4 protein-coding genes are annotated in these 21972 nt (G+C 69.7%); all 4 read right to left on the reverse strand.

Annotated elements, in window-relative coordinates; translation table 11 throughout:
* Nucleotides 1-17: 17 nt before the first annotated feature.
* The 4 genes from BAY61_RS20875 to BAY61_RS20890 are packed head-to-tail and all read right to left on the reverse strand — an operon-like array spanning nt 18 to nt 21964.
* Complete coding sequence (locus BAY61_RS20875; RefSeq protein ID WP_245865295.1) at nt 18-3023, reverse strand: AAA family ATPase; 3006 nt, start codon at nt 3021-3023, stop codon at nt 18-20.
* Nucleotides 3008-3847, reverse strand: coding sequence for a hypothetical protein (locus tag BAY61_RS20880; protein WP_091810068.1), 840 nt, complete (start codon nt 3845-3847; stop codon nt 3008-3010). Before BAY61_RS20880 ends, BAY61_RS20875 begins: the two co-directional genes overlap by 16 nt.
* A 25-nt stretch (nt 3848-3872) precedes the next feature.
* Nucleotides 3873-6512, reverse strand: a complete 2640-nt coding sequence (locus BAY61_RS20885; RefSeq protein ID WP_091810070.1) for a hypothetical protein — start codon at nt 6510-6512, stop codon at nt 3873-3875.
* Nucleotides 6513-6559: 47 nt separating this feature from the next.
* The gene (locus tag BAY61_RS20890) at nt 6560-21964 is read right to left on the reverse strand and encodes a toxin glutamine deamidase domain-containing protein (RefSeq protein WP_091810072.1); all 15405 of its coding nucleotides are present in this window, start codon (nt 21962-21964) and stop codon (nt 6560-6562) included.
* Nucleotides 21965-21972 lie beyond the last annotated feature (8 nt).

Raw genomic sequence — 21972 nt, forward strand, 5'->3', positions numbered from 1 at the left:
TTCCTGCCCCACCGCGCCTACTCGGGCCTCGGTGGGGCAGGAACGTCTTCAGGGTGCAGCACGCACAGGTCGTCCATCGTCGGATCCGTCAGTGACCGGGTGCGGCGCGCGTGGTGGGCGACCGTCTCGTCGAGCACCTGCCTCGCGTAGCGGCCGTTGCCGAACGAGTCGCCCCTGTGCATGTTGGCGAAGTGGGTGCGCAGGGCCGCCACCGTCGGGCCGGTGCATTCGTAGCCGGTTTCCGTCGCGTGCTGATTGACGATCGTGACCAGTTCGTCCGCCGTGTAGTCGGCGAAGCGGACCCGGTGGCTGAACCGGGAGGACAGCCCGGGGTTGGCGTCGAGGAAGCCGGCCATCTCCCTTTCGTACCCCGCCGCGATCACCACCACCTCGTCGCGGTGGTCCTCCATCAGCTTCACGAGCGTGTCGATGGCCTCGCGGCCGAAGTCGGTGCCCGACCCGCGACTCGCCGACAGCGTGTACGCCTCGTCGATGAACAGGACCCCGCCACGGGCGCGGTCGAACGCCTCGGTGGTGCGGCGGGCCGTGTGCCCCACGTACTCACCGACCAGATCCGCCCTCGCCACCTCGGTCACCTGGCCCTGCGCGATCACGCCGAGCGCGGCGAGCAGCGATCCGTACAGCCGCGCCACGGTCGTCTTGCCGGTCCCCGGCGGGCCCGCGAAGATCAGGTGCCTGCTCACCGACGGCGCCGGAAGTCCCGCCGCCTGCCGTCGCCTCGCCGACGCGAGCAGGTCGACCATGTCGGACACCTCGGACTTCACCTCGTCCAACCCGACCAAGGCCCGCAGTTTGCCGAGCAACTGCTCGATCCGTTCCTCGTCAGCCCTTCCCGCGCCCGCGCCGACGGACGAACCGGGCAGCGGTCCGAGATCGACGGGCAGCAGCCGCGTCAGCGCGACGTGCCCCGCGTCCGGATCGTCGGCCAGCCGGTAGGCCTGCCTGCCCAGCATCTCCTCGAACACCTTGCGCGCGGTGCGGCCGTTGCCGAACGCGGAATCACGGGGCAGTTCGGTGAAATAGGTGTGCAGCGCGGCCCTCGTCTCGAATTCCAGCCGGTAGTCGTGGCTGCCGCACAGCCCGTCGACGATGGTGACGAGCTCGGCCGAGGAGTAGTCGGCGAACTCGATGGTGCGCGAGAACCGGGACGAGAGCCCTGGGTTCGCCGCGAGGAACGAGCGCATGTCGTTGGTGTAGCCCGCGACGATCACCACGACCTCGTCGCGGTGGTCCTCCATCAGCTTCACGAGCGTGTCGATGGCCTCGCGGCCGAAGTCGGGGCCACCGGAGGAACCGTTGCCGGCTGACAGCGTGTACGCCTCGTCGATGAACAGCACTCCGCCGATGGCCTTCGTGAACATCTCGGTGGTCTTGATCGCCGTGCCGCCGACCACCGACGCGACCAGATCCGGCCGGGCCACCTCGACGAGCTGCCCCGACCGCAGCACGCCCAGCGCGGCGAGAATCCGGCCGTACAGCCGCGCCACGGTGGTCTTGCCGGTGCCCGGAGCGCCGGTGAACACCAGGTGCCGCGACAGCGGCGGCGAAGGAAGTCCGGCCGCGGCACGGCGTTCGGACATCTGGTGCAACCGCACGAGCGTTTCCACCTCGCGTTTGACGCCGTCGAGGCCGACGAGCGCGGCGAGCTCTTCCAGCAGGCCGTCCAGCTCGTCACCGTCGGCGGGCGAGGCCGGTAGCGCCCGCTGTTCGGGCTCCCCCGGTTCCTGAAGTCCCGCGCCTGGCAACCTGGTGTCGGTCCCGAGGTTGCGGTCCGTACTACAGCCGGTGACGTCGACGGCCTGGTCGGTGAGTACCGAGATGCCGTCGCCGAGGTTGTCACGCACGACGGCGCCGGTGACGGAGCCGTCAGCGTGGTCCTGCCAGCTGATCCCGGTCTGGCACTCGCGGACCTCGCCACGCTCGACGACGAGCCGCGCCTGGTGCCGCGCGGTCAGTCCAGCCGACGCGGCGCCGGTGACCACGCTGTCCCGCACGGTCACCCTGGCCTGCTGCTCGGCCACGACGCCGCCCCCTGAGCCACCGGTGATCCGGCAGCCGGCCAGCTTGGCCGTGGCGTCGCCGCCGACGACGACGGCGTCGTGACCCGCGCCGGTGACGACGCACTCCGTCAGGTCAGCCGTCGAGGCGTCCAGTACCTGCACCGCGTGCCCTCGCGCGCCCTCGACCGTGACCCGGTCCAGCTCGGCGAACGCGTCTTGCACCACCACGATCGCCTGTGCCGTGGTGTCGCTGATGCGGCAGTCCCTCAGCACCGGCCGCGATCCTCCGGCCGACAGCAGCGCCACACCGTCCACATTGGATACCCGAGTGTCGGTGACGGTCAGCGCGCTGTTCTCCTCGACCACGATCGCGGTGCCTGAGATGTCCTCGATGCGGCAGCCACGCAGTTCGCCGAGTCCCTTGTCGGCGGCGAGCACCGCGCCCTTGGCTTCGGTCACGACACAGTTGACCATCGTCGGCGCGCCACCGGAGCGGGCGACGACGGCGGTCGTGGCGACCGAGGTGAACGTGCATCCGGTGAGTTCGGCCTTCGCCCCGTCGAACACCAGGACTCCGGCCCCGCCGGGATTGCGCACCGTGGTACCGCCGAGCCGCAGCCGGGAACCCTTGCGCGCGACGACCGCGACCTCGGACTCGGCACTGACCACGCACTCGTCGAGATTCAGCAGTCCCGAGCGCACATCGACGGCGACCTCGCCGCCGGAGTGCGCGAACTCGATCCCCGACACCTCGGCGTGCTCCGCGGTCGCCCGCAACACCGCCTCACCCGACGACTCGACCCGCACGTCACCTGGCTGCCCCGACCCGGACAGCGTCACGTCGCGGTCGAGCGTGATCGACTCCGGATACACCCCGGGCCGCACGGAAATCACGTCTCCGTCACGTGCCGAGCTGATCGCGTCCCCGATGGTGCGGAAGCAATCCGCCTCCACCGGTGACACTCCGAGCACGGAGCGAACGCCGGTCATCCTGCTCGCCACGATGGGCCCTCCTGATCGATCGGGTTCAGCGCCGCGCGCACGCGGTGCCTGGTGAGCGGGGTCAGCCGGTCGCCCGGCCGGTTCGCCAGCGCGTGCCCGGTGAGCCCGGGGTCAGGAGCCAGCCGGTAACGATCGAGGTAGTAACGAGAGGCTTCCGACCACACCCAGGTTCCGTCGGAACGCAGATCGGCCGGAACCACGCCGGGCGAACCGGTGACCACGTCGGTCATCGGCGAGGCGGCGAACACCACCTCGCCCCCGGAAAGGAAGTCAAGCAGCCGCCACCGGATCGCCGGATCGACGACCAGCTCGTGGTCCGGGGCGAACCACGGTCCCGCCGCGCTCGCACCGTCGAAAGCGCGGGCGAGATGCACGGAGTTGCCGGGAAGGACCGACCACAACAGGGTCGAGGCCAGCAGTGCCCGCTCGTGGTAGGAGGGCAGCGGCTGCCCCGGCCCCAGCACCTCGACCCTCGGGGTGTCCACACCGGACTCCAGCAACGCCCGCTGCGCCGCGCCAGCGATGGCGGCGTGGCCGGTGTCGGCCTGGACGAGGTAGACGCGGTCGGTGCCGTCGCGCATGGTCGCCCAGCACGCGGTCGCGGTGTTCCTGATCCGGTTCACGAGCGCGCGGTCGGCGGCCTCGTGTCCCCGTGGTTGCGGGGTGAACCGGTGCTCACGGGGACTGGTCGGCGCCTTCCCGAGTGCGGCGAGCAGCTCGCCGACCCTGCCGGTGTCACCGGCCGCGAGCGCGTCCCTGGCCACGATGAGCCATCCGTCCGGCGCCGCGCCCGCCACCCCGAGCAACGTCTGATGCTGGTCCATGAATCGCCCCTCCTCTCGAATCCCGTCAGGCCGCCGGAAGCGGGCCGAACCACCGGCCACCGGAGACCGGTTCGGCGGGGACGCCCCTTTGCTCGGCCGCCGCGCGCAACCGGGTCAGCGCCGCTTCGCTCGCGGAACCGTCCTCGGCGAGCAGCACCCGCCGGACCGGCTTCGTCTCGACGGCGAGTACCCGCAGCCGGGTGTGACCGGACAACACGACCTCGGCTCCTCCCTCTTCGCGCAACCCGTCGAGCCGCCTGGCCGTGGTAGTCCAGATGAGCGCTTCCGCCGGACCAGCGCCGCCTGCCGTCAGGGGCGCGGCCACGACGGGCGCCGGAAGGCGCACCACCGTTTCGGGCCGGACATCGGTGCTCTCCGGGATACCCCGCACCACAACGGTTCTCGCGGTCGGCAGCCTGCGGAGACCGTCGGCGAGGCAGGTGTAGAAGTCGGCGTCGTAGTCACCGTCCGGCTCGGCCGCGAACACCCTCACGACGGCCAGCTCGGCGAGCAGCGCCGAGCGGTCGCCCGATCCGAAACGCAGGCCGGGGCGCTCGGAGAGCAGCTGTGCGACGGCGCGGGTCGCGACGTCGTACCGGGAACCCAGCCTTCCCCGCATGGCGCGCCGCTGTTCGACGGTGCTGCGGGCGTTCTCGGGAACCTCGATGGGTTCCGCGACGGCGACCTTCGGGGCAGGGCGGTCCGGAAGCAGCCCGGCGAGAGAGTCCGATAGGGACACCGCGGACACTGTGCCGTCGGAGCCTTTCCCGGCGGCCGTCGCGGTGTCCGTATCAGCCAAACCGTCCATATCGGACTCGGTGCTAATTTCGGCAGCGGGCTCGACGTCCGTGGTTGCCTCGACCGCCACGGGTTCGGCGGGATCGGCGGTGTGCCGTGGAGCGGCAGCGGGTGCCGGGCTGGCCCCGACCGTGACGTTCACCGCCGGAGCGGTTCGCGCGGCAGCGGGTTCCCGCAGGGCTGTCGTCACCCCGGAAGCCACCGCGGCCGCTGCCACCGGGGGCGGTCCCTGCCTCGCGGCGAGCGCGGGCCCGGCACCCTGGCCGAAGCGCGCGCGAACGGGCACAGGGGGCGCGGGAGGCGCAAGGGGCACAGCGGGGCGCGGCGACACGAGACCGAGCACCGCGGGACTGGGCGCGGCAGGACCCGGCAGCGGAACCAGCGGCGGTTTCGGCACCACCGACGGTGCGACGGCGGCTGCCGCCACGGCGGGGATGACCGAAACGTGGCCTGCCTGAACGCCTCGCTCCACGGCACCGCCGACGCCGACCGCACTGTCAGCGCTGTCAGTGCCAACCATGGGCGCCCCCGGCGGGCCGGGGGCGCGGACGGCGCCGTCCGAGGGCGGCACCAGAATCGGCGCGGCTGGCACGATGCGGCCATCGGCGGTCACCACGAGTGCTCCGGAGGGGCCTGCCGGTGCCCCGGATGCCACGGCGAACAGCGGCTGATCCTGTTCGGCTACCGGAATCACCCTGCCCGATTCCTCGATCGAAGCCAGCGCATCCTCGGCGCGGGCATTTACCGGCAGAATGCGCAGGACTTTCCTGGTGCCGGCCGGAAGTGCGCGCGAGAGCCGGTCGAACGCCGAGACCACCTCGGCCCGCACCGGGCCCTCGGCCGCGAACATCACGTCCACGTGCGGCCCCGCGTCCTCCAGGAACGTCGCGGAGAGGTCGAGGTTCATCGACTCCGGCCGCACCACGAGACCGCGGGGCACCACGTCGACCCGCCAGCCCTCGGTCAGCCGGTACGAACCGGGCCCCGCCATCGCCAAGCCGGGTGGCGCGATCCACCGGTCCAGCACGGGCGCCCGCCCGGGCCGGTACACGCTCTCGACCGCGAACGGGCGCCAGCGCGCCGTCCCGTGTTCGTCTGTGCGGACCAGCCCGCCGTCGCCCGGCACGCCGTGGGCGACCCTGACCGGCGCGCCGAGCGCCTCAGCCACCTCGTGGCCGGTACCGCCGGTGCCATACCAAGCGAGCACCGCGCGGTCCCTGTTCTCCTCCGGCAGCGACCGCAGCACGGCCACCACCGCGCTCGCCTCCGGCGGCTCCTCCCCCGGCGCGCCGAGCACCACGTACATGCGGTCGGGGTCGGGAATCCGCCGCGTGAGCGGATCGTGCGGGCGTTCCTCAGCTCCTGGACGGCGGACCCACAAGCCGACCGGCACGGCGGTGACGTCGCCGGAGGGGACGGGCAGACCGTCCTGCCACCACGGTGCGGGCATCCTGGCGCCGACGCGAGTTCGCTGCCCTCCCGGCCGGTAGCACACCCAGCCCGCGCTCCGGCCGTGAACGAACACGCTGCCGTCGGCGAGCGCGACCGGGGTGCCTTCCGGCGCGGTGACCTCGACACCGAGCCGGTCGGCGAGCAGCCTTGCCGGGGGCAACGTTCCGTCCGGCCCCATCGCGCCGAATCCGGGCGCCACCACGCACAGGTCGCCGCCCGCCTTGTCGGCGATGTCGGCGAGCACCCACGGGTCGAGCCTGATCATGGCACCGAGGGCGGACTCACCGACGACGACGAACGTCCGGTCTCGCTTGCCTGGCAGGTTCGCGGCCAGCAACACCGCCGCGCCATCCGCGTCGAGCCTGCCGACGACCAGCGCGTGCCGGACCCGTTCCACGGTGATCGACTCGTCCACTCCGCCTCCTCACTCTCCGGGGACACGGCCACGGGCCCCCGGAGGGTTCACTGGACGGGTTCCGGGCGGCCCCGGGGAGGAACCATCAGCACGACGTGCTCGCCGACCGGTTCGTCGTCGCGATCGTCGTCGACCGCGTCGGGGCCGATCACGAGCACGAGCAGCCTGCGGCCGGACAACGCGGCGAGCTCAGCGGCCAGCTCCACGGAGATGGCGGCGCCGACCAGCCGGAGACCGGCGATCGTCGGCACGAGGCGGCCTCCGGTTCCCGGTACCGGAATGTCCTCGCCGGAGGCCGCGGCCACGCGCATGCGGTAGGCCGCCTCGGCGCGGGCGTGCTCGGCGACGGTGTAGGCGTCGGCATCGGCAGGTAACACCGGGGGCGGCGCACCGTCGGCGAGGTAGGTGCCTTCGGCGTCCACCGGGATCGCGTAGACCTGGTCGAGCCAGGCGAAGGCATGCGGGTCGGCAGGGGCGACGGTCTTCGCCTCCGTGTCCGCAATGGACACGACACCGTCGCGGTTCACCACGTTCCACGCGTGTTCCGTGCCCTGCTCCGCGCGGCCGAGCAGCACGGCGGCAGCACCGTGGCCGCCGCTGGCGACCCGGCCGATCACCTCGGCGACTCCTGCGGAACCTCGGCTGAACATTTCCGGCGCGTACGGCAGCGACGGCACCGGCTGCCCAGTGCCCGCCACCACCGGATTCCCGTGGAAAGTCGCGTGGAAGGCCAGCGCGCGCTCGGCGGGGTCGGATCGCGAGCCCTCGACCAACGCGACGAAGCTCTCCGGGTCGGCGAAGCGGGTTCCCGGCGGCACCGCGCTGAGCAACGCGGGCGGGACCGGCTGGACGGCCGGACGACCGGCCCCGCCCCTCAACTCCGGGTCGAGCGAACGCCGCACCTCGGGACCGGAGGAGTTTCCTTCGGTGACGTCCTTGTCGAACCTCGCCAGCAGCTTGTCGAACTTCTCCTGGTAGCTCTCCTTGTCCTGGCCCGGTTTCGGGCCGGGGTACTCGAAGTGGCGGCCGTCGGGTGTTCGCAGGAGCGGGCCGTCGTCGCCTTCCTGGGCCACGACCCTCAGCTGCGCGGAACCGGACTCGACCTCGTCGTTGTTCGGGTTCACGTACCGCGCCTGGTTGCTGTAAGAGGACGCGTCGGCCTGGTAGTACTGGTGGAACTCTTCGAACAGGTTCCGCACGTCGGCCGCCGTGACCGGCGCGCCATCGGGCCTGCCGTGCTCGTGCGCCAGCTGCCAGATGAACCGGTACGCCGTGTCGAGGGAATGCTTGCCGCGCAGGTAGCCGCCGAACGGGTCCGAGTCGACGATCGCCCTTGCCAGCCGGAAGTCGCGCTCGCTCGACCACAGGCCCTCGTGCCGGTTCAGGTAGGTGACCGCGCCCCGGTGTTCCGGCTCGCGGTCGTGCCGCGCCTGATCGTCGCCGTACTGGTTCTTCGAATTCAGCTTGTCCATGTCGTGGAACAGAATCGCCTTCGCCAGCGCTTCCCTCGACACGAACCTGGCACCGTCGTCGTCGCCCGCCGTCAATGTCAGGAACTGGTTCAACACCATCTGCGCGTGCTCGTGGTAGATCACCGGATGCCCGGTTTCCTTGGCCCGGTACTGTTTGTCGCCGCCCTGGACCTTGACGACCTCGTCGAATTTCCGGCGCAGGCTTTCGTCGTAGCCGGACGCGGTCTCGTCGACCAGGTCGATCAACGTGTCCACGATGTCCTTCGCCGACCGAGGATCGACCTTCCCTTCGCCGACTCTCCCCAACTCGTGCTCGATCGCAAGGCGAAGCTTGTCGCCGATTTCCCGCTGCCGCCCGAACTCGGCGGGATCACCCTGCTGCGTGTAACCGAGGGTGTGCTGCTCGCGCCACGTCCCGAACTCGTTGCGGAACGCTCCGCGTTCGCTGTCCCTCGTGTCGAAGTCGACCTTGTTGCGCTGAGCGTCCGCCGCGATCGTCGCGCCGATCTGCGCCATCGTCGCGAAAGGGGCCACCTTGGTCCGCATGAAGGTGTCGACCTCGCCGTGACTCACCGGTTCGAACGAGACGTTCCCGACTACACCGGCCACGGTGCCGGCCGCACCGGTGCTGACCTTCTCCGCGAGGTCTTCCAGTGCCGTCCTCTCGACCGCTTCCAGACCGGGCTCGCCATTGATCCTGTCGTGGACCGAGTCCCGGAACGTGTCGCCGAGCGCGTCGTCGAGCTTGCCGGACTGCTCGGCCGGAGTGAGGCCGATCAGATTCTCCCTGAGGACCGGGTCGATGGTTTCCGCGCGCACGCCGTCCATGACGGGTCCCTCGATGACCTTGCGCACCGAGGCGGGGTCGACGGTCAGCGGCGCGGCGCGCACCGCTGACTCCAGCGCGGGGTCGGCCACCGTGTCGGTCCTGACGCGTTCGAGGAACACCTTGAGCCGTTCGCCGCTGAGCCAGCCCGCCTTCTTGCCGCCGTCCGACAAGGGTTTGAGGTCGTCGACGAGCTTCGAACCCTCGGCCGTCAGTTCGGTGAAACGCGTCTGGAGCCGCTGTCCGATGCGGTCGGCGAGGATCCGGCGCAGTTCCTCACGGGAGTGCTGATCCAGGATGTCGTAGCGCTTGTCCGCAGCGGCTCCCTCGGCCAGCTTGTCCGCCATGGGCGCGATCACGGTGTCGGCGAAACTGTCGTGATGCTGGTTGCCGTCACTGATCGAATCGGCCAGCCTCGACAGCTGGACGCCGCGCGGCAGCCCTGCCGACTCCGGCCCGTTCATGCCGCGAACGATCGACTCGAACGCACCGAGCTCCTTCGGCTTCGTGACCGGCTTCAGCGCCGTTTCCAGGTATTCGAGTACCTTGCCGTTGTCGGCCGGAGTCGCCGTCGGCAACGCGTTTTCCGCGACCTCACCCACTCCGCCACGGATGGCGTCGGTGACCTTGTCGAAGATGTTCGCGAGCGGCCCGTAGGTGGTGTTGACGAACTCGTTGAGCCGCTGCCGGGAATCCCGCGAGTCGGCTTCCGCCCGCTTCGCGCCCGGCGGGCCCTCGTTCGGCTCCAGCAGGGCAGAACCGCTCCACCCCGGCGCCCACAGGGCGTAGCCCTCCCTCAGCCGGTTCGCCAGCTCGGCGAGTCCCCTCGCATCGTTGCGGAACCCGCCGAAGGCGTACTCACCGTTCTTGTCCCGCTTCCACTCGAACCACGGGTCGTTGGCCTTGCCGAGCTCGGTGGAGCGGAAGTCGGCGGGCAGGCCGAGCCGCTCGTGGAGTTCCGAGATCGCCTCGATCCTGCCGGAGACGCCCTTTCCGGTATGCCCCTCACTGCCGTCCGGCACGTAGGTGACCAGCGAACCCGCGACGGCGTGCCGCTGTAGCTTCGCCAGGTCCTCACCCCTCATGCCGAACTGGTTGGCATCACCGCCCTGGTCGACGTTCATCGTCGTGTCGCCGTCGGCGACCTTCTCCGACCTGGCGTTCTCGCTCGCCGCCAGATACCGCTCCAGCGGAACCAGATAGGAGCGCACCAACGGCGTATGTCCCTTCTCCCCCTTGGCGATCTGCTGGTTGCGGTACTTCTCGATCCACTGCACCGTCCGCAGTGGACGCCCACCGGAAACCCAGGCGACGGCGGCACTGCCGGTGGACACGGTGATCTCGCCGGTGGCGGGGTCCTGATGCACGTCCTTGAACCGCGAACCCGGCCCGGCGGCGTCGTACATCGCGGTGTACATCCGCACGTAGTGCTTCCCCGCCACGGTCTCGACCTCGAACTCACCCCGGTGTTCGAGGTGTTTCGCACCGCCGTCCTCCGTCGTCGTCGGCCCCGGGTAGCGCACGCCTGGCCTGCCGAGCTGCACGTCCTCTTTCACTCCGAGAAAGCGCCGTTCCCCTCCGATATCGGCGTCGACCACGTGGACCGGCCTGCCGTCGGCCGGTCCATGCGAGGTCCAGCTCCCGTCGGGCCGCAACACGTGAACCCGCAGGCCCGCGTCACTGGCGATCCCTTCGATTCCGGCGTCGTTCCCGTGCTGGGCCACCGCGTCGAGCCGTTCTTCGATTCGCCGGTACAACCCGGGAGCGCTGTGCTCGTCGAAGTTCTTCTTGATGGCCTCAAGCAGGTTCGCCGCACTCCCGGTGCCGCCGTCGGTGGTGATCGCGTTCGCGCCGTGCGTTTCGAGCTGATCCCGCTGCGGCGCGCTGAGCTGGCCCGGGTCGGCCACGGTGACCGGTGGGCTCGCGTCACCATCGGTGCGGTCGGAAGCCGCCACCGGCCCCAGTTCGGTCGCCCCTGTCCAGGGCAGCGGCGCGAAACCGGTGACGGGCCTTGGCGAATCGAGGTCGGCCATGGACCCGTTTTTCACGTCCACGAAGTTGACGACGCCGCGATCGTCCTTGTGCACAAGGAAGTAGTGCCCTTGCGCGCCGTCTCCTCCGGTGAAGATGATGCCCTGCGCGCCTGGCCGCTGAGTGCGCATGTGCTCGTGGATCTCCGCGTAGCTCGCCTCCCGGAAATCCGCGCCGACGAGATCGTTCACGTCACCGATCCGGGTCGGGCCGCTCTGTTCGGCGACGAACGTGTCGTTCTCCATGACGGCGAACGAGCCCTGGATGGTCACCGGAAGGCAGTTGTCCGCGCTCTGGTCCCGCCCGATCCGCCTCGTGTTGCCGTACCGGCGCGCGAAGTAGCTCTTTTCGTCGGCAACCGATCGGAAGCTGCCCCTCGACAGCGCGGAGCCGTCCGGCAGGGCCGAAGCCTGGTCGGCATCGAGCATGCCCCTCGGGAAAGCCGGGGCCGCGTTGCCGGCTCCTCCGGTGAGTCCCGGATCGACCGGCCGTCGCACCGAACCCTCGTGACCTTCGCGCCCGGACGGGGAGTCCACATCGGACTTCGTCGGCTCGGGAAGGCCGTTCACCGAGGCACCGATCGCCTCCGGCGTGAGCGCCGAGCCCGGTTCGACCGTGTAGCTGCGCGGCCGCATGTCGGCGGGCAGGCCGCCGACGAACTCCCGCAGGCTCTCCAGCGTCACGTCGTTGCCGACGTGCAGGTTGCGGCCCCTCGGCCGGGCATCGTCCGGGGCGGGGGCCTCCGGCGCCCTCCGGCCGGAGCCGTGGATCGTCGCGCCGGACCGGTCGGGCGACACGGTGTGGTTTTCCGGCGCGTTCTTGCCCGCGTGCCGGAAGACATCGCCGAGGGTGAGCAAACCCTTGTCCAGCGCCTCGTTTTCCCACACGCGGACCCGCAGGTCGTCGGTCGAGCCGATCTTCAGCACGTCGTGCCGCTGACCGCCGCGCACCAGATCGGCCATCGCGGTGAACGGCTGCCGGGTCCAGTTCGACCCGTAGCGCTCGACCGCGACGAAGAAGTCCGCGTCCGCCGTGTAGAGGTAGGAGCGGCCCTCGTACTTGACGCCGCCGGTGCCGCCGGTCTTGTTCGCCTTCGCCTCGACGGTGTCGTCGACACTGACGCCCTCGGAGACCGGTGGGCCCGTCGTCGCCGTCGTCGGCGCGGGCCCGGCCGCTTTGCCCGTCTCCCCGGCGAACCAGGGCAGCGCCGGACCGGACGCCGTGCTGACGACCTTTGACTTTCCGCCAGGTTTCCCCGATTCGAAGTCCTTGCCGAGGTTCATCTCCGTGCCTTCGGGAAGCGCGGCGACGAACCGGAAGCTGTCCTGGCGGAACTCTCCGGTGATGGTCGCGTCGAACAGCGAATCATAGGTGACGTGCCGGTTGCCGAGAATTCTCCCGAGACGGTAGTCCGGCGACGTGAAGATGGTGTTCATGCCGTGGCGCAGCGACGTGCCCTTCGTGGCGTTGTGGGCGTGGGTCTCGGAGTTGCCGCCCTGCCTCGTGTAACCGGAGGCCGAGCCCGCGGCGTCCCGGATCCGGCCCGGATCCACCTGGCCGGTGCCGTCCCTCAGCGGCGAATTCGACAGCAGCGCGTACAGCGCGTCGCGGATCGCGTTCACGGTGCCGAGACCGATCTTCTCGACCCGCCAGCCACCCTTCTTGCCGAACATCGGCTCGTTGCCCGGCACGTCGGCGATGACATCGAACGTGGGCTGGTCCGACGGCCGGGTCAGCGGCGGGGACGTGTCCGCGCCGGGAGAAACGAGGTCGACGACGCCGGGAAGGCTCACCGGAGTCGCTGCCGTCTTGTCCCGGTCGACCAGCATCGGCACGTCGAGGAACGGCGTGCTGACCGAGGGCATCGGTGCGCGCCGCCTGGAGATGTCGAGCTGGAAATCGACGCCGTGCGTGCTGCGGCCGACCTTGTTGACGTCGGTCTGTGAGGTGACCTTCTCGCTGAAGCTTTCCGGTGCGACCTCGTCGGTCTTGACCGACTTCGAGATACCGAAGACTTGCGGGGTCACCGCGGCGAAGGTCGCGCCGGGTTCCGGCGCCGACTGCCGGATCGTGCCGTTCTCGTCCGGCTTGCCAGGTGGCACGGCGGGCGTCTCCCGGTAGACCATGCCCGCCTCCAGCGCGGCGGCGCCCGCGACGGTGGTGGAGTTCTTCGTCTGCTTCGATGAGGTGAGGTAGTCGGCGCTGGTCTGCTTGCCGGGAACCGTGGTCCGCTCACCGGTCACCGCTTCGGGGGTCGGCCTCGCCGTGACCCGGATGTCCACGACGTCCTCAAGCGCGAACCCGGAGTTCGGCACCGAGATGAGACCGCCGTGACCTTCGGTTCCGGCAAGGACGTCGCGCAGCCACAGGTGCCCTGCCGGGGTGCTCAGGTGTTTCCTTACCTGGTCGAGAATTTCCCGCTGCCAGTTCTTGTCCGTGACGCCGAGTTCGCCGAGCCGGCCGGTGACCGCCGTGAGTCCCTGATCGTTCAGCGCGGAGCGCACCACGGCGGTGTCGCTGAACGAGCTGTAGCCGCCGTCTCGCCCCAGCAGGCTGTGCGCGGGGATGATGACGTCGCGCGCTTCCGGCACCGACAGCGACAACTCGGGCGGAACGGGAAGCCCCATGCTCCGGAAGAGATCGACGGCGTCGGCGGCGGGCATCTCCTCGATCGCCCCGTCCGGTACGTCGACGGTGACCTGAACCGGATCGAACGTTCCGGTGCTGAACATGTTGCGCAGATTCATGTCCGCTTGGAAGGCGTAGCGGACGTCGGTCACCACGAACGCCGTCGGCCCGGTGTACTCACTGGTTTGTTTACCGCCTGGGGTCAGGTCGTTCGTTTCCGTCGTCCCCTTTTTCCAGCCACCGCCGACGATGCCGCGCAGCGCGGCGCCGACCCTGCCCTCGCGCTGGGGCATGGCGTTGGCGCTCACCCCGAGGTCGACGCCGAACCCGTTGCTCTTCGTCGAGCCGATCACGCTGTCACCGGCCTGGTTGCGCCGCAGGGTGCCCTCGGGCCGCACGGAAACCACCCTCGGCGAATAGAACGTGGCCGAGCCCTTCAGTTCGCCGTTGAAATCGGTCAGCCTTCCCGGCTGGGACATCGTTCCCGTCGTGTGCTGCTGCCCGCTGAACCCCTGCGTCGCGGTGCCCCTGCTGCCGACCTGCCCGATGAATTCGCTCACCGCGTCGCCCGGTGTGCTGCCCGGGGCGGTCAGCGCGGATTCCTTGTACCGGTAGGTCGTGGTGCCGTCCTGCCTGGCTTCGACGAACTCGCGTTGTCCCGGCGAGGACCAGTTGCCGCTGTAGGCAGGCGGGGTGCGGGTGACCTGGCCTGGCCCTTCCTCCGGTGTGATGCGTTTGGCGAGGGCGATCTTGACGGCCTCGGTGGTGTCCGGGGTGATCCGCAGGTGCTCCAGCGTGCCGAACTCGCTTGCCCTGCCGGGGCTCACCTTGCTGTCCGGCGCCAGTTCGGGCGGCGTGCCGAGATAGATGCCCGAGCGCATCCCGCTCGGTGGAACGGGTTTGGTCGACCATGCCAGCTTGTCGGCCGGCGCCGACACGGTGATCGCGCCCTCGACCCTGCCGGTGTGGACGTGGCGGGAAGCCGTCCCCTCGGTGAAGGCGCTGTCGATCTCGGCCTTGCCGGGGTGCGTGATCCGGTCGGCGGCGTCACCGCCGAACAGCATCCGGCCACCGAGGAAGAACCGGCGTGCCCAGCCCGGTGTCCTCCTCGAACTCTGCACCACGACGAAGTCGAGCGCGCCCTCGTAGTCCCTGATGTCGCCGTCGTACTTGCCCGCCCTGCCGTCCTTCCCGGTGTAGCCGGACTTGTTGGAGGTGCCGAATTCCCAGCCGAACGTGAGCCCCGCCCTCGGCGCGCCGGAGGAGATGGTGGGGCCGCCCTGGTAAGGCTGTGGATTGCCCGCTTCCGGTGTCGTTTTCGGAGCGTCCGGATCCGGGGTGTCCTTGCCCGTTGGCTGGAAAGCACCGCCGATGCCGCCCTGGAAGGTGCGTTTCCCGTCGTAGGTGCGGCGGAACTGCTCGGCGTTGCCGTCCTCCGTGCCCATGCCCGTCTTGCCGGAAGGCGATGTCGTCTCCGGTGCGACCGGCTTCGCGTAGACGACGGCGGTGTGGATACGGCCGTCGCGGTGCCAGCTGAGCTGATCGCCACCGTGCAGGGCGTTGTAGATCGCCTCCCGCGCACCGGATTCCGAGCCGAACCTGTTCGTGACGGCCTCGTGGCCCCCTGGGTCCGGTTCCCTGCTCGTGCTCTCGGTCTTCACGAGCTTGTTCGAGAGGAAATCGATGATCGCGCCGGACTTGACCTCGCTGATGCTGTCCCTTCCGAAGCGGTATGGCTGACCGTGATCGGTGTTGGCCTTGGCGCCGTCGAGATGGAGCGGTACCGGAAGGCCGAGCGAGCGGGCGAGGGACACCGGCACCCGCACACTGCTGGACACGTTGCCCGTTACCGCATCGTCCCCTTCCCCGATCCGCATTTCCCGGTCCACCGTGTACACCAGCTCGGTGTCGTTGCCCGTGCGGCTCGTCGACTTCTCGTTCGCCGGGTTGGTCCCGTCGGTGACCCCGGTGGTGAAGTCGGTGAACAGACCGGCGAACCAGCCCTTGAGTCCGCCGTAGAGCCCCGCGCCGAAGATCGCGTCGCTGCCTCGTGTAACCGATGAACTGTTGCCGTGGCTCGTGCTCGTGGTGTGGTCGACGGCGGTGGTGCCGACGTAGGTGATCGAGGGATTGCCTTCCGGCGTGATGGTGACCTCGTCGCCGTTGAAGGAAACCGTGGCAGGCGGCGGATTCTCGGCCGGGGCGAGCAGCTGGGCGGTGAGTTGTTTCGAGGCTTCGCCCGACGTCCCGAGCTTGTCGACGAACGCGATCGGCACCGGCACCGGCGCGGGCGTGAGCTCGCCGCCGAACACGCTGTTCGGCACGGGACCGGCGGGGGTGGTGCCCGGAGTGATGTCGGGCAGCCGCAGACCGGCGTCGACCGCGGCCACCTTGGGCACCGCGCCCGGCACCGTCGCGGTGATGGAGATGGTCGTCGGGACGTGACTGCTCTGCTCGGTGCTGCTGCTCGTACTCGAACCGGTGGTCGAGTCGAACTTCTGCGACCGCTTCAGCTGTGCGCCCGCGTAGACCATCGGCCGCATCGCGCCACCGACGGCGTCGAACGGCGAGACGAACATCAGCGGGATGCGCACCGGAACGCTCGACGTCGTCGACTCGTTCAACGGCGTCGAGAATTCCTCGGCCGTCTCTTTCTTGACCGAGGACGGTTGCCCGTGCCTCGGCGCGGTCGTGGTGTCGCTCGGCCGGTGCAGATCGGCCTGCACGGCGATCTCGGTCGTGCCGCCGTCCGGCCCGGTGATGCCGAGCCTTCCCTCGTTGAGGGCGTCGGCAAGACCTTCGGTTCCCAGTTCGCCCAGCCGCGTGGAGACGGCGTCGCGGTCATGCCCCGTCAACTCGGCGATGGCCTCGGCCAGCGCGTCCAGCGAGCCGAGCGTTTCGATGGTGATCCGCGAGTGCGGGGGAAGGCCGGAAAGCACGGTGAGGCCGCGCTCGACCTTGCCCTGTTTGGCCGCATCCTCCGCGCTGTCCTTGGCCCGCTTTCCTTCTTGTTCGGCGGTGTTCGCCGCGTCCCCGTGCGTGTTCGACCGGGACTCGACGGCACCGATGTCGGTCAGTGTCCGGCCGAGGCCGCCGATGCTGCCGTCGAGCGCGCGCCGCGCGGTGTCGTGCCGGTCGCGTGGCCCGGTGTCGGCGGTGAGTTCGTCCGCCCTCGTCTGCGCCAGCCGCCGGTCCGTCTCGGCCTGGTCACGTTCACCGGACACCCGGTCGCGGTCCTCGCGCAGGGTCTGCCGTTCCGTCTGAAGGTCCTGCCGCTCGGTCTCCGTCCGCTGATCCGGTCGCGCGTCATCGCGTGGTGGCAGGGCGTTCAGCCGTTCATCGATCGCCCCAAGGCGCCGGTCGATGCCGCCGAGTTCTTCGGTGCGCAGATCGCGCCGGCTCGCGAACTCGGTGGCTTCCCCTGTGGCGCGGTCGATCCGCGCGTTGTGGGCATCGAGCTCGGCCAGGGTGGTGTTCACGTCGACGGTGGCGGTTCTGACCTCCGTCAGCGAGGTCGCCGCGTCGCCAGCGAGTCCGTTCGCGACCGGCCGGTTGACCGCCGCCGCTTCGAGTTCCCTCGCGGCGGTCTCGACGGCGCCGCGCGCGTCGGCGAGTGCCCTGGTGGCATTGTCGTTCGCCGTCACGGCGGCGTCGGTGGACGCCTTGATCACGGCGGCGTCGGCCCGGACCTGGTCCAGCGCCTGCCCCGCGGTACGGGCGGCGGCCTCGGCAGCCGCCTGCTGATCGCCGAGGACGTTCAGTTGCTGCTGCGCGGTCTTGAGCTGCCGCAGCACGTCGGCCCTGTGCCGGACCTCGGCGTCCAGCCGGTCCTGGTTTCCCGTCGCCGAGGCGAGATCGGCTCGCGCGTCCTCCGCCGCCTCCTGAGCACGGATGATCCGCACGGCGAGGTCGGGGTTGTTCCTCGCGAACTCCTCGCGGGCCCTCGATCGCAGGTCCTCCTGCGCGGCGAGTTCGTCGAACCGGGTCTGAGCCTGCCGCACCCGCTGGTCGGCGCGGTCCTGCGCTTCCTGGGTACCGATCACCGCGCCTTCGGCGTCCCTCACCGACCGTTCCACCGAATGCAGGTGCTGCTGGGCGGCCTGGTGGGAGTTCCACGCCTTTCCGTACGCGGCCTCGACGTTGTCCCTGGCTCGGTTCACGTCGGCGACGGTGCGCTCCGCGTCGCGAACGGGATTGGTTTCCCTTTCGCGCGACGGCGTCTCGATGGGCGCGCCGACGGCATCGGTGTGGAAGCCGCCGACGTTCTGGTGCCGCGCACCGAGGTCGGGAAGCAGGATCGTGCCGTGTTCGAAGCCGAGCCGCACCGAATCCGCGATCGCACCGTAGGGGCCGTCGATGTGGAACCGGTAGGCGAGCACGTCGGTGATCCGGTTGATCAGCCCTGGATCGGAGAAGACGGTGTCGTGATTGTTGGCCACGTTGTTCTCGGCCCATTCCCTTGCCGCGGCTCGACTGTCGGCGTCGACGTCGTCGAGCAGACGCCTCGCCGCTTCGGCCTTGTTCTCCCACGACGGCACCAAAGTGTCCACTGTGGAGTTCGGATTGGCAAGATTGTCCGTGAATCCAGCGCGCTCGTCCGGGGTGAGGCTGCTGAACCAGTCCTGGAAGTCCCTTCGCCCACCGGGATCGAGCCACATGTTGAGAAAATCGAAGTTGCCCTGAGCGACCGGCGGCAGCGAATCGTGCCACTGCCGGAACTCCTCTCGTCCGGTCGCCTCGTTGCTGTAGTTGCGCAGGATGTCCTGGTACTCCAGCATCATGTTGCCCGCGTCGGCAAGCGATTCGGGGAAGTTCACCGCGAGCCACGGCGGGAAGATCGCGTGGTCCTCGGTGACCATCACCTTGGTCTCGCCATCACCGAGCGGGCCCTCGTAGGCATCGGGATGCGGTCGTGCCTGGCTCAGGTCCTGCTCGTTGAACCCGTCTTCGGCTCCGGCGAGCGTCAGCCAGTCCCGCAGCGGCAGCACGCCGTGGTTCATCGCGGGGTCGAGCACGACCCACTCGGGACCGTTGCCGTTCTGCGGATCGACGCTGATGAGCGGCGCTACGTGATAGCTCCAGTTGATCGGCTGTGGCATGGTGCTCGTGGCGCCGAGCGCGAAGTTCGACTGCGTCCACAGGCCGGGAAAGCCGCGCCCGACGAACACCTTCCGGACGTCGGCTCCCCAGTCCTTGAGCATCTCGGACCAGAGATGGGCGCGGATGTAGCACCCGTCCTCGGGATGCTGGCTGGGGATCGGCAACCGGCCGTCGACCGGATGGTTGAACGTCGAGTTCGCCAGCCGCTGGTAGTAGTCCTGCGCCATCGGCAGGCTCGTACCCGGCAACGGATCGATGTCCACCTGGTTCAGGTCGATGAATTCGCGGAAGGTCGTTTCGAGCGCCGGATCCCGGTCACTCACCGGCTTGACGATGGCGTTCACTCTGCCGACGTCGGGCAGAACGGCGTCGGAGAACCGCTCGTTCGTCTGCTGTTGCACGTCGAGCAGCCGCACGTCACCGAGATGGTTCACGACCAGCCACGAGTGCCCCGGCCCGCGCGCGCCCGGCGGGGGAAACGCGACGACGACAGCGGCCGAACCGTGCCCTCCCTTCGTGACCCGGTCGGCGACCTCGGTGAAGGAATCCCTGCCGAGGCCGGTCTGCTCCCATGGGCTGTCGAGCCGTTCGGCCGCCCACGTCGTGGCGCCCCTCGGCGGGCCGCCCGGCAGGCTGCCCGCGACCTCCGGCCTGCCATCCCAGGTCAGGAACCCGGCGACGCTGCAAGCGAGGCAGTCGGCGAAATTCTGGTCGGGCCGCTCGCCACGCACCAGACCGACCCAGCGTGCCGGGTCGACGTACGACTGCCCCGGCGCCACGGCCTCCCGCAACGCCGCGGTGTCCTTGGCAGACCCGGGATTCAACGTCGCGGGGCGCTCCCGCACGCCAGGCGGTTCGAAGAACGTCGACGGCCCGTCCCCGGACTCGAACGTGTCCCTCGACCGCTTTCCCGATCCCGGGTTCGGGTTCGGGTTCGGGTTCGGGTTTGCCGCGGGCGTGGACGCGGGCGGCGCGGGGGTCGACGACTGTCCCTGCTGGAACGGAGCGCCCACCGAATCGGTGTGGAAGCGGGGTTCTCCGGCGACAGCTGCCGTGACTTCCTTCGAATCCCGGGACGGCGCCGACGTGTCCGGCATGGCCGGTACCTCGGTGGTGGAGGTTGTGCGCGGCTTGCTCTGCTTCGTGTTCTCCGCGACCGGTTTGCCTTCCGTGGTGCTCGGCGGCTTGGTCGAGGGCGCCGGGCTGGTCGCCGGGCTCGCTGGGTTGGTCGCCGGGCTCGCTGAGTTGGTCGCCGGGCTTGCGGCCGGGTTGTGCTGTGTTTGCGTCGCCGGTGGCGCGACGGGAGGCGCGGTCCGATGGTCCTGCCCGCCGGTGACCTGCTCGTTCCTGGACGGCGGCGCCTGCTGGGTCTCGGCCTGCGACGGCGCGATCTGCGAGGGCGGCTGGGATTCCGGCACTGACGGCGACGGAGTGGTATTCGGCCCCTGCTGAGCGGGCGGGGCAACGGGGTTGTGGTTCTGGCCATTGTCCTGCGGTGCCGGGCGCACGGTGTCGTCACGGCCCTGCGGTACCGCATTCGGGTTCGGGTTGTCCTGGTTGCTGTGGTTGCTGTGGTTGCTGTGGTTGTCCTGGTTTCCTGTCGGCGGTGCCTGCTGCTCGCCGGGCGGGTTCTGGCGCGCCTCAGGGGCCGGCTGGCCGGTTTCAGTGGTGACGGGGGTGTCGTGGCTGCCGCCGGGATGGGCGAGCGGCGATTGGTGCTGACCGTTGTCGCTCGCGCCGGGTACCGGGCCGTGACCTTCCGGAACCGATGGTGGCGGAGCTTGCCGCTCGTTCGCATCAGGGATGACGACGCCGTCCTGCCCCGTCGGCGAGGTGACCCCGGGGCCTCCCTGCCCCGCCGCAGGGACCTGTTCGCCGACGGGAGGAGTGACCACCTGCTCCGGATTGTTCTGTGAGACGACCGGAGGCACGGTCGAGGGCGTTGTCTGATTGTTCCCGGCCTGATTGTTCGCTGCCGGGTTGTTCCTGGTCTCGTTGTTCCCGGTCTCGTTGTTCGCTGCCGGGTTGTCGAAGGCGCCGCCCGGCTCCCCGCCGCGCGAGGGGTTCGGACCGGGCCGGAAGTCGTTGGTTTCGCCGACGGATTCGGCGGAGCCGTTACTCCCCGGGCCGTTGCCAAAAGCATTGTCGCCCGGGCCGTTGTTACCGGAAGCGTTGTTGCCCGGCCCGTTGTTGCCTGAGTTCCCGGAAGGACTGTTTCCTGGCCCGTTACCGTCTGAACCGCGATCCCCGGACCCGTTGTTGCCGGAGCCGCCGTTTCGAGAGCCGTTGTCACCGGAAGCGTTGTTCCCAGAGCCGTTCCCAGCTCCGTTGCCAGTCCCATTGCCAGAGCCGTTGCCAGCTCCATTCCCAGTCCCGTTCCCTGGACCGTTGCCACCGGAACCGGGCTGGTCCGGAGAACCCGAACCGCCCGACCCTCCGGAACCACCGGAGCCGCCAGCGCCGCCAGCGCCGCCGCCGAGGTACTTCTCCAGCAGGCCACCCAGCGCGCCACCGCCGACCCCGGCCAGTCCCGAGAACGCACCCGCTGTCGCCGCGTAGGGGTTCAGCTCGAACTCACCTTCGGTGGCGTACTTGTAGAGCGCTTCGGTGAATACCTCGTGGAACGACTCAGTGCCGATTTCGGTGATGTTGTTCAGCGCGCCCTTGGCCCAGTCGTCGCCGAAGCGTTTGGCGAAGGCCGTGTTGAGCATCTTGTTGAGGCCGCTGCCGACGATCGCGCCGAGACCACCGGCGAGCGGGGCCAGCGCGGCACCCATCGCGCCGACGGCCGCCGCGTTCTTGGTGTGGTCGGTGTTCCATTCGTCCCTCGTGCCCATCCCGTACTGGGTGACCTGGGCCGCGACGTCGACGAGCAACTGGAAGGCGATGCTGTAGACGGCGAGCTTGACGATCTCGGTGATGACCTTGCGCAGCACCGTGTTGACGAAGAACCGCACGATGGGGATGCGGGCGGCCAGCCAGGACATCGAAGCGCCACCGGTGAACGGTGCGAGTTTGATCGCGAGCGCGATCTCGACAAGCAGGGCGATCAGCGAGTTGATGATGACGAGCTTCATGTACTCGACGTCGAGCGCGAGGTCGACCAGATAGTCGCCGAGTCCATGGAACAGTTCCGCGGCCGCGTCGATGATCCGGTCGCCCTCGATGAACGGGCTCACCCGCTCGATGAAGGCGCGCGCCGCCTCACCCTCGAAGTTCGACCTGATGCCGTCGACGGCCCCGCGCAGACCCACCGCCAGGTTGGCGAGGTCCTGCGCGGAGCCCTGCCACTCCTCCGCGAGCGCGCGAAGCTTGTCCTCGTTGGCGTCCGGCCACTCCTCGCCGGTGAGCACCTGGAACAGCTTCGCCACTTCGGGGCTGACCATCATCGCCATGTGGATCG

It is taken from the genome of Prauserella marina, from assembly GCF_002240355.1.
GTDB classification, from domain to species: Bacteria; Actinomycetota; Actinomycetes; order Mycobacteriales; family Pseudonocardiaceae; genus Prauserella_A; species Prauserella_A marina.

Coding starts and splice junctions, on each gene's coding strand:
- BAY61_RS20880 (WP_091810068.1), bottom strand. CDS start 3,847: ATGGACCAGCATCAGACGTTGCTCGGGGTGGCGGGCGCGGCGCCGGAC.
- BAY61_RS20890 (WP_091810072.1), bottom strand. CDS start 21,964: ATGGCGATGATGGTCAGCCCCGAAGTGGCGAAGCTGTTCCAGGTGCTC.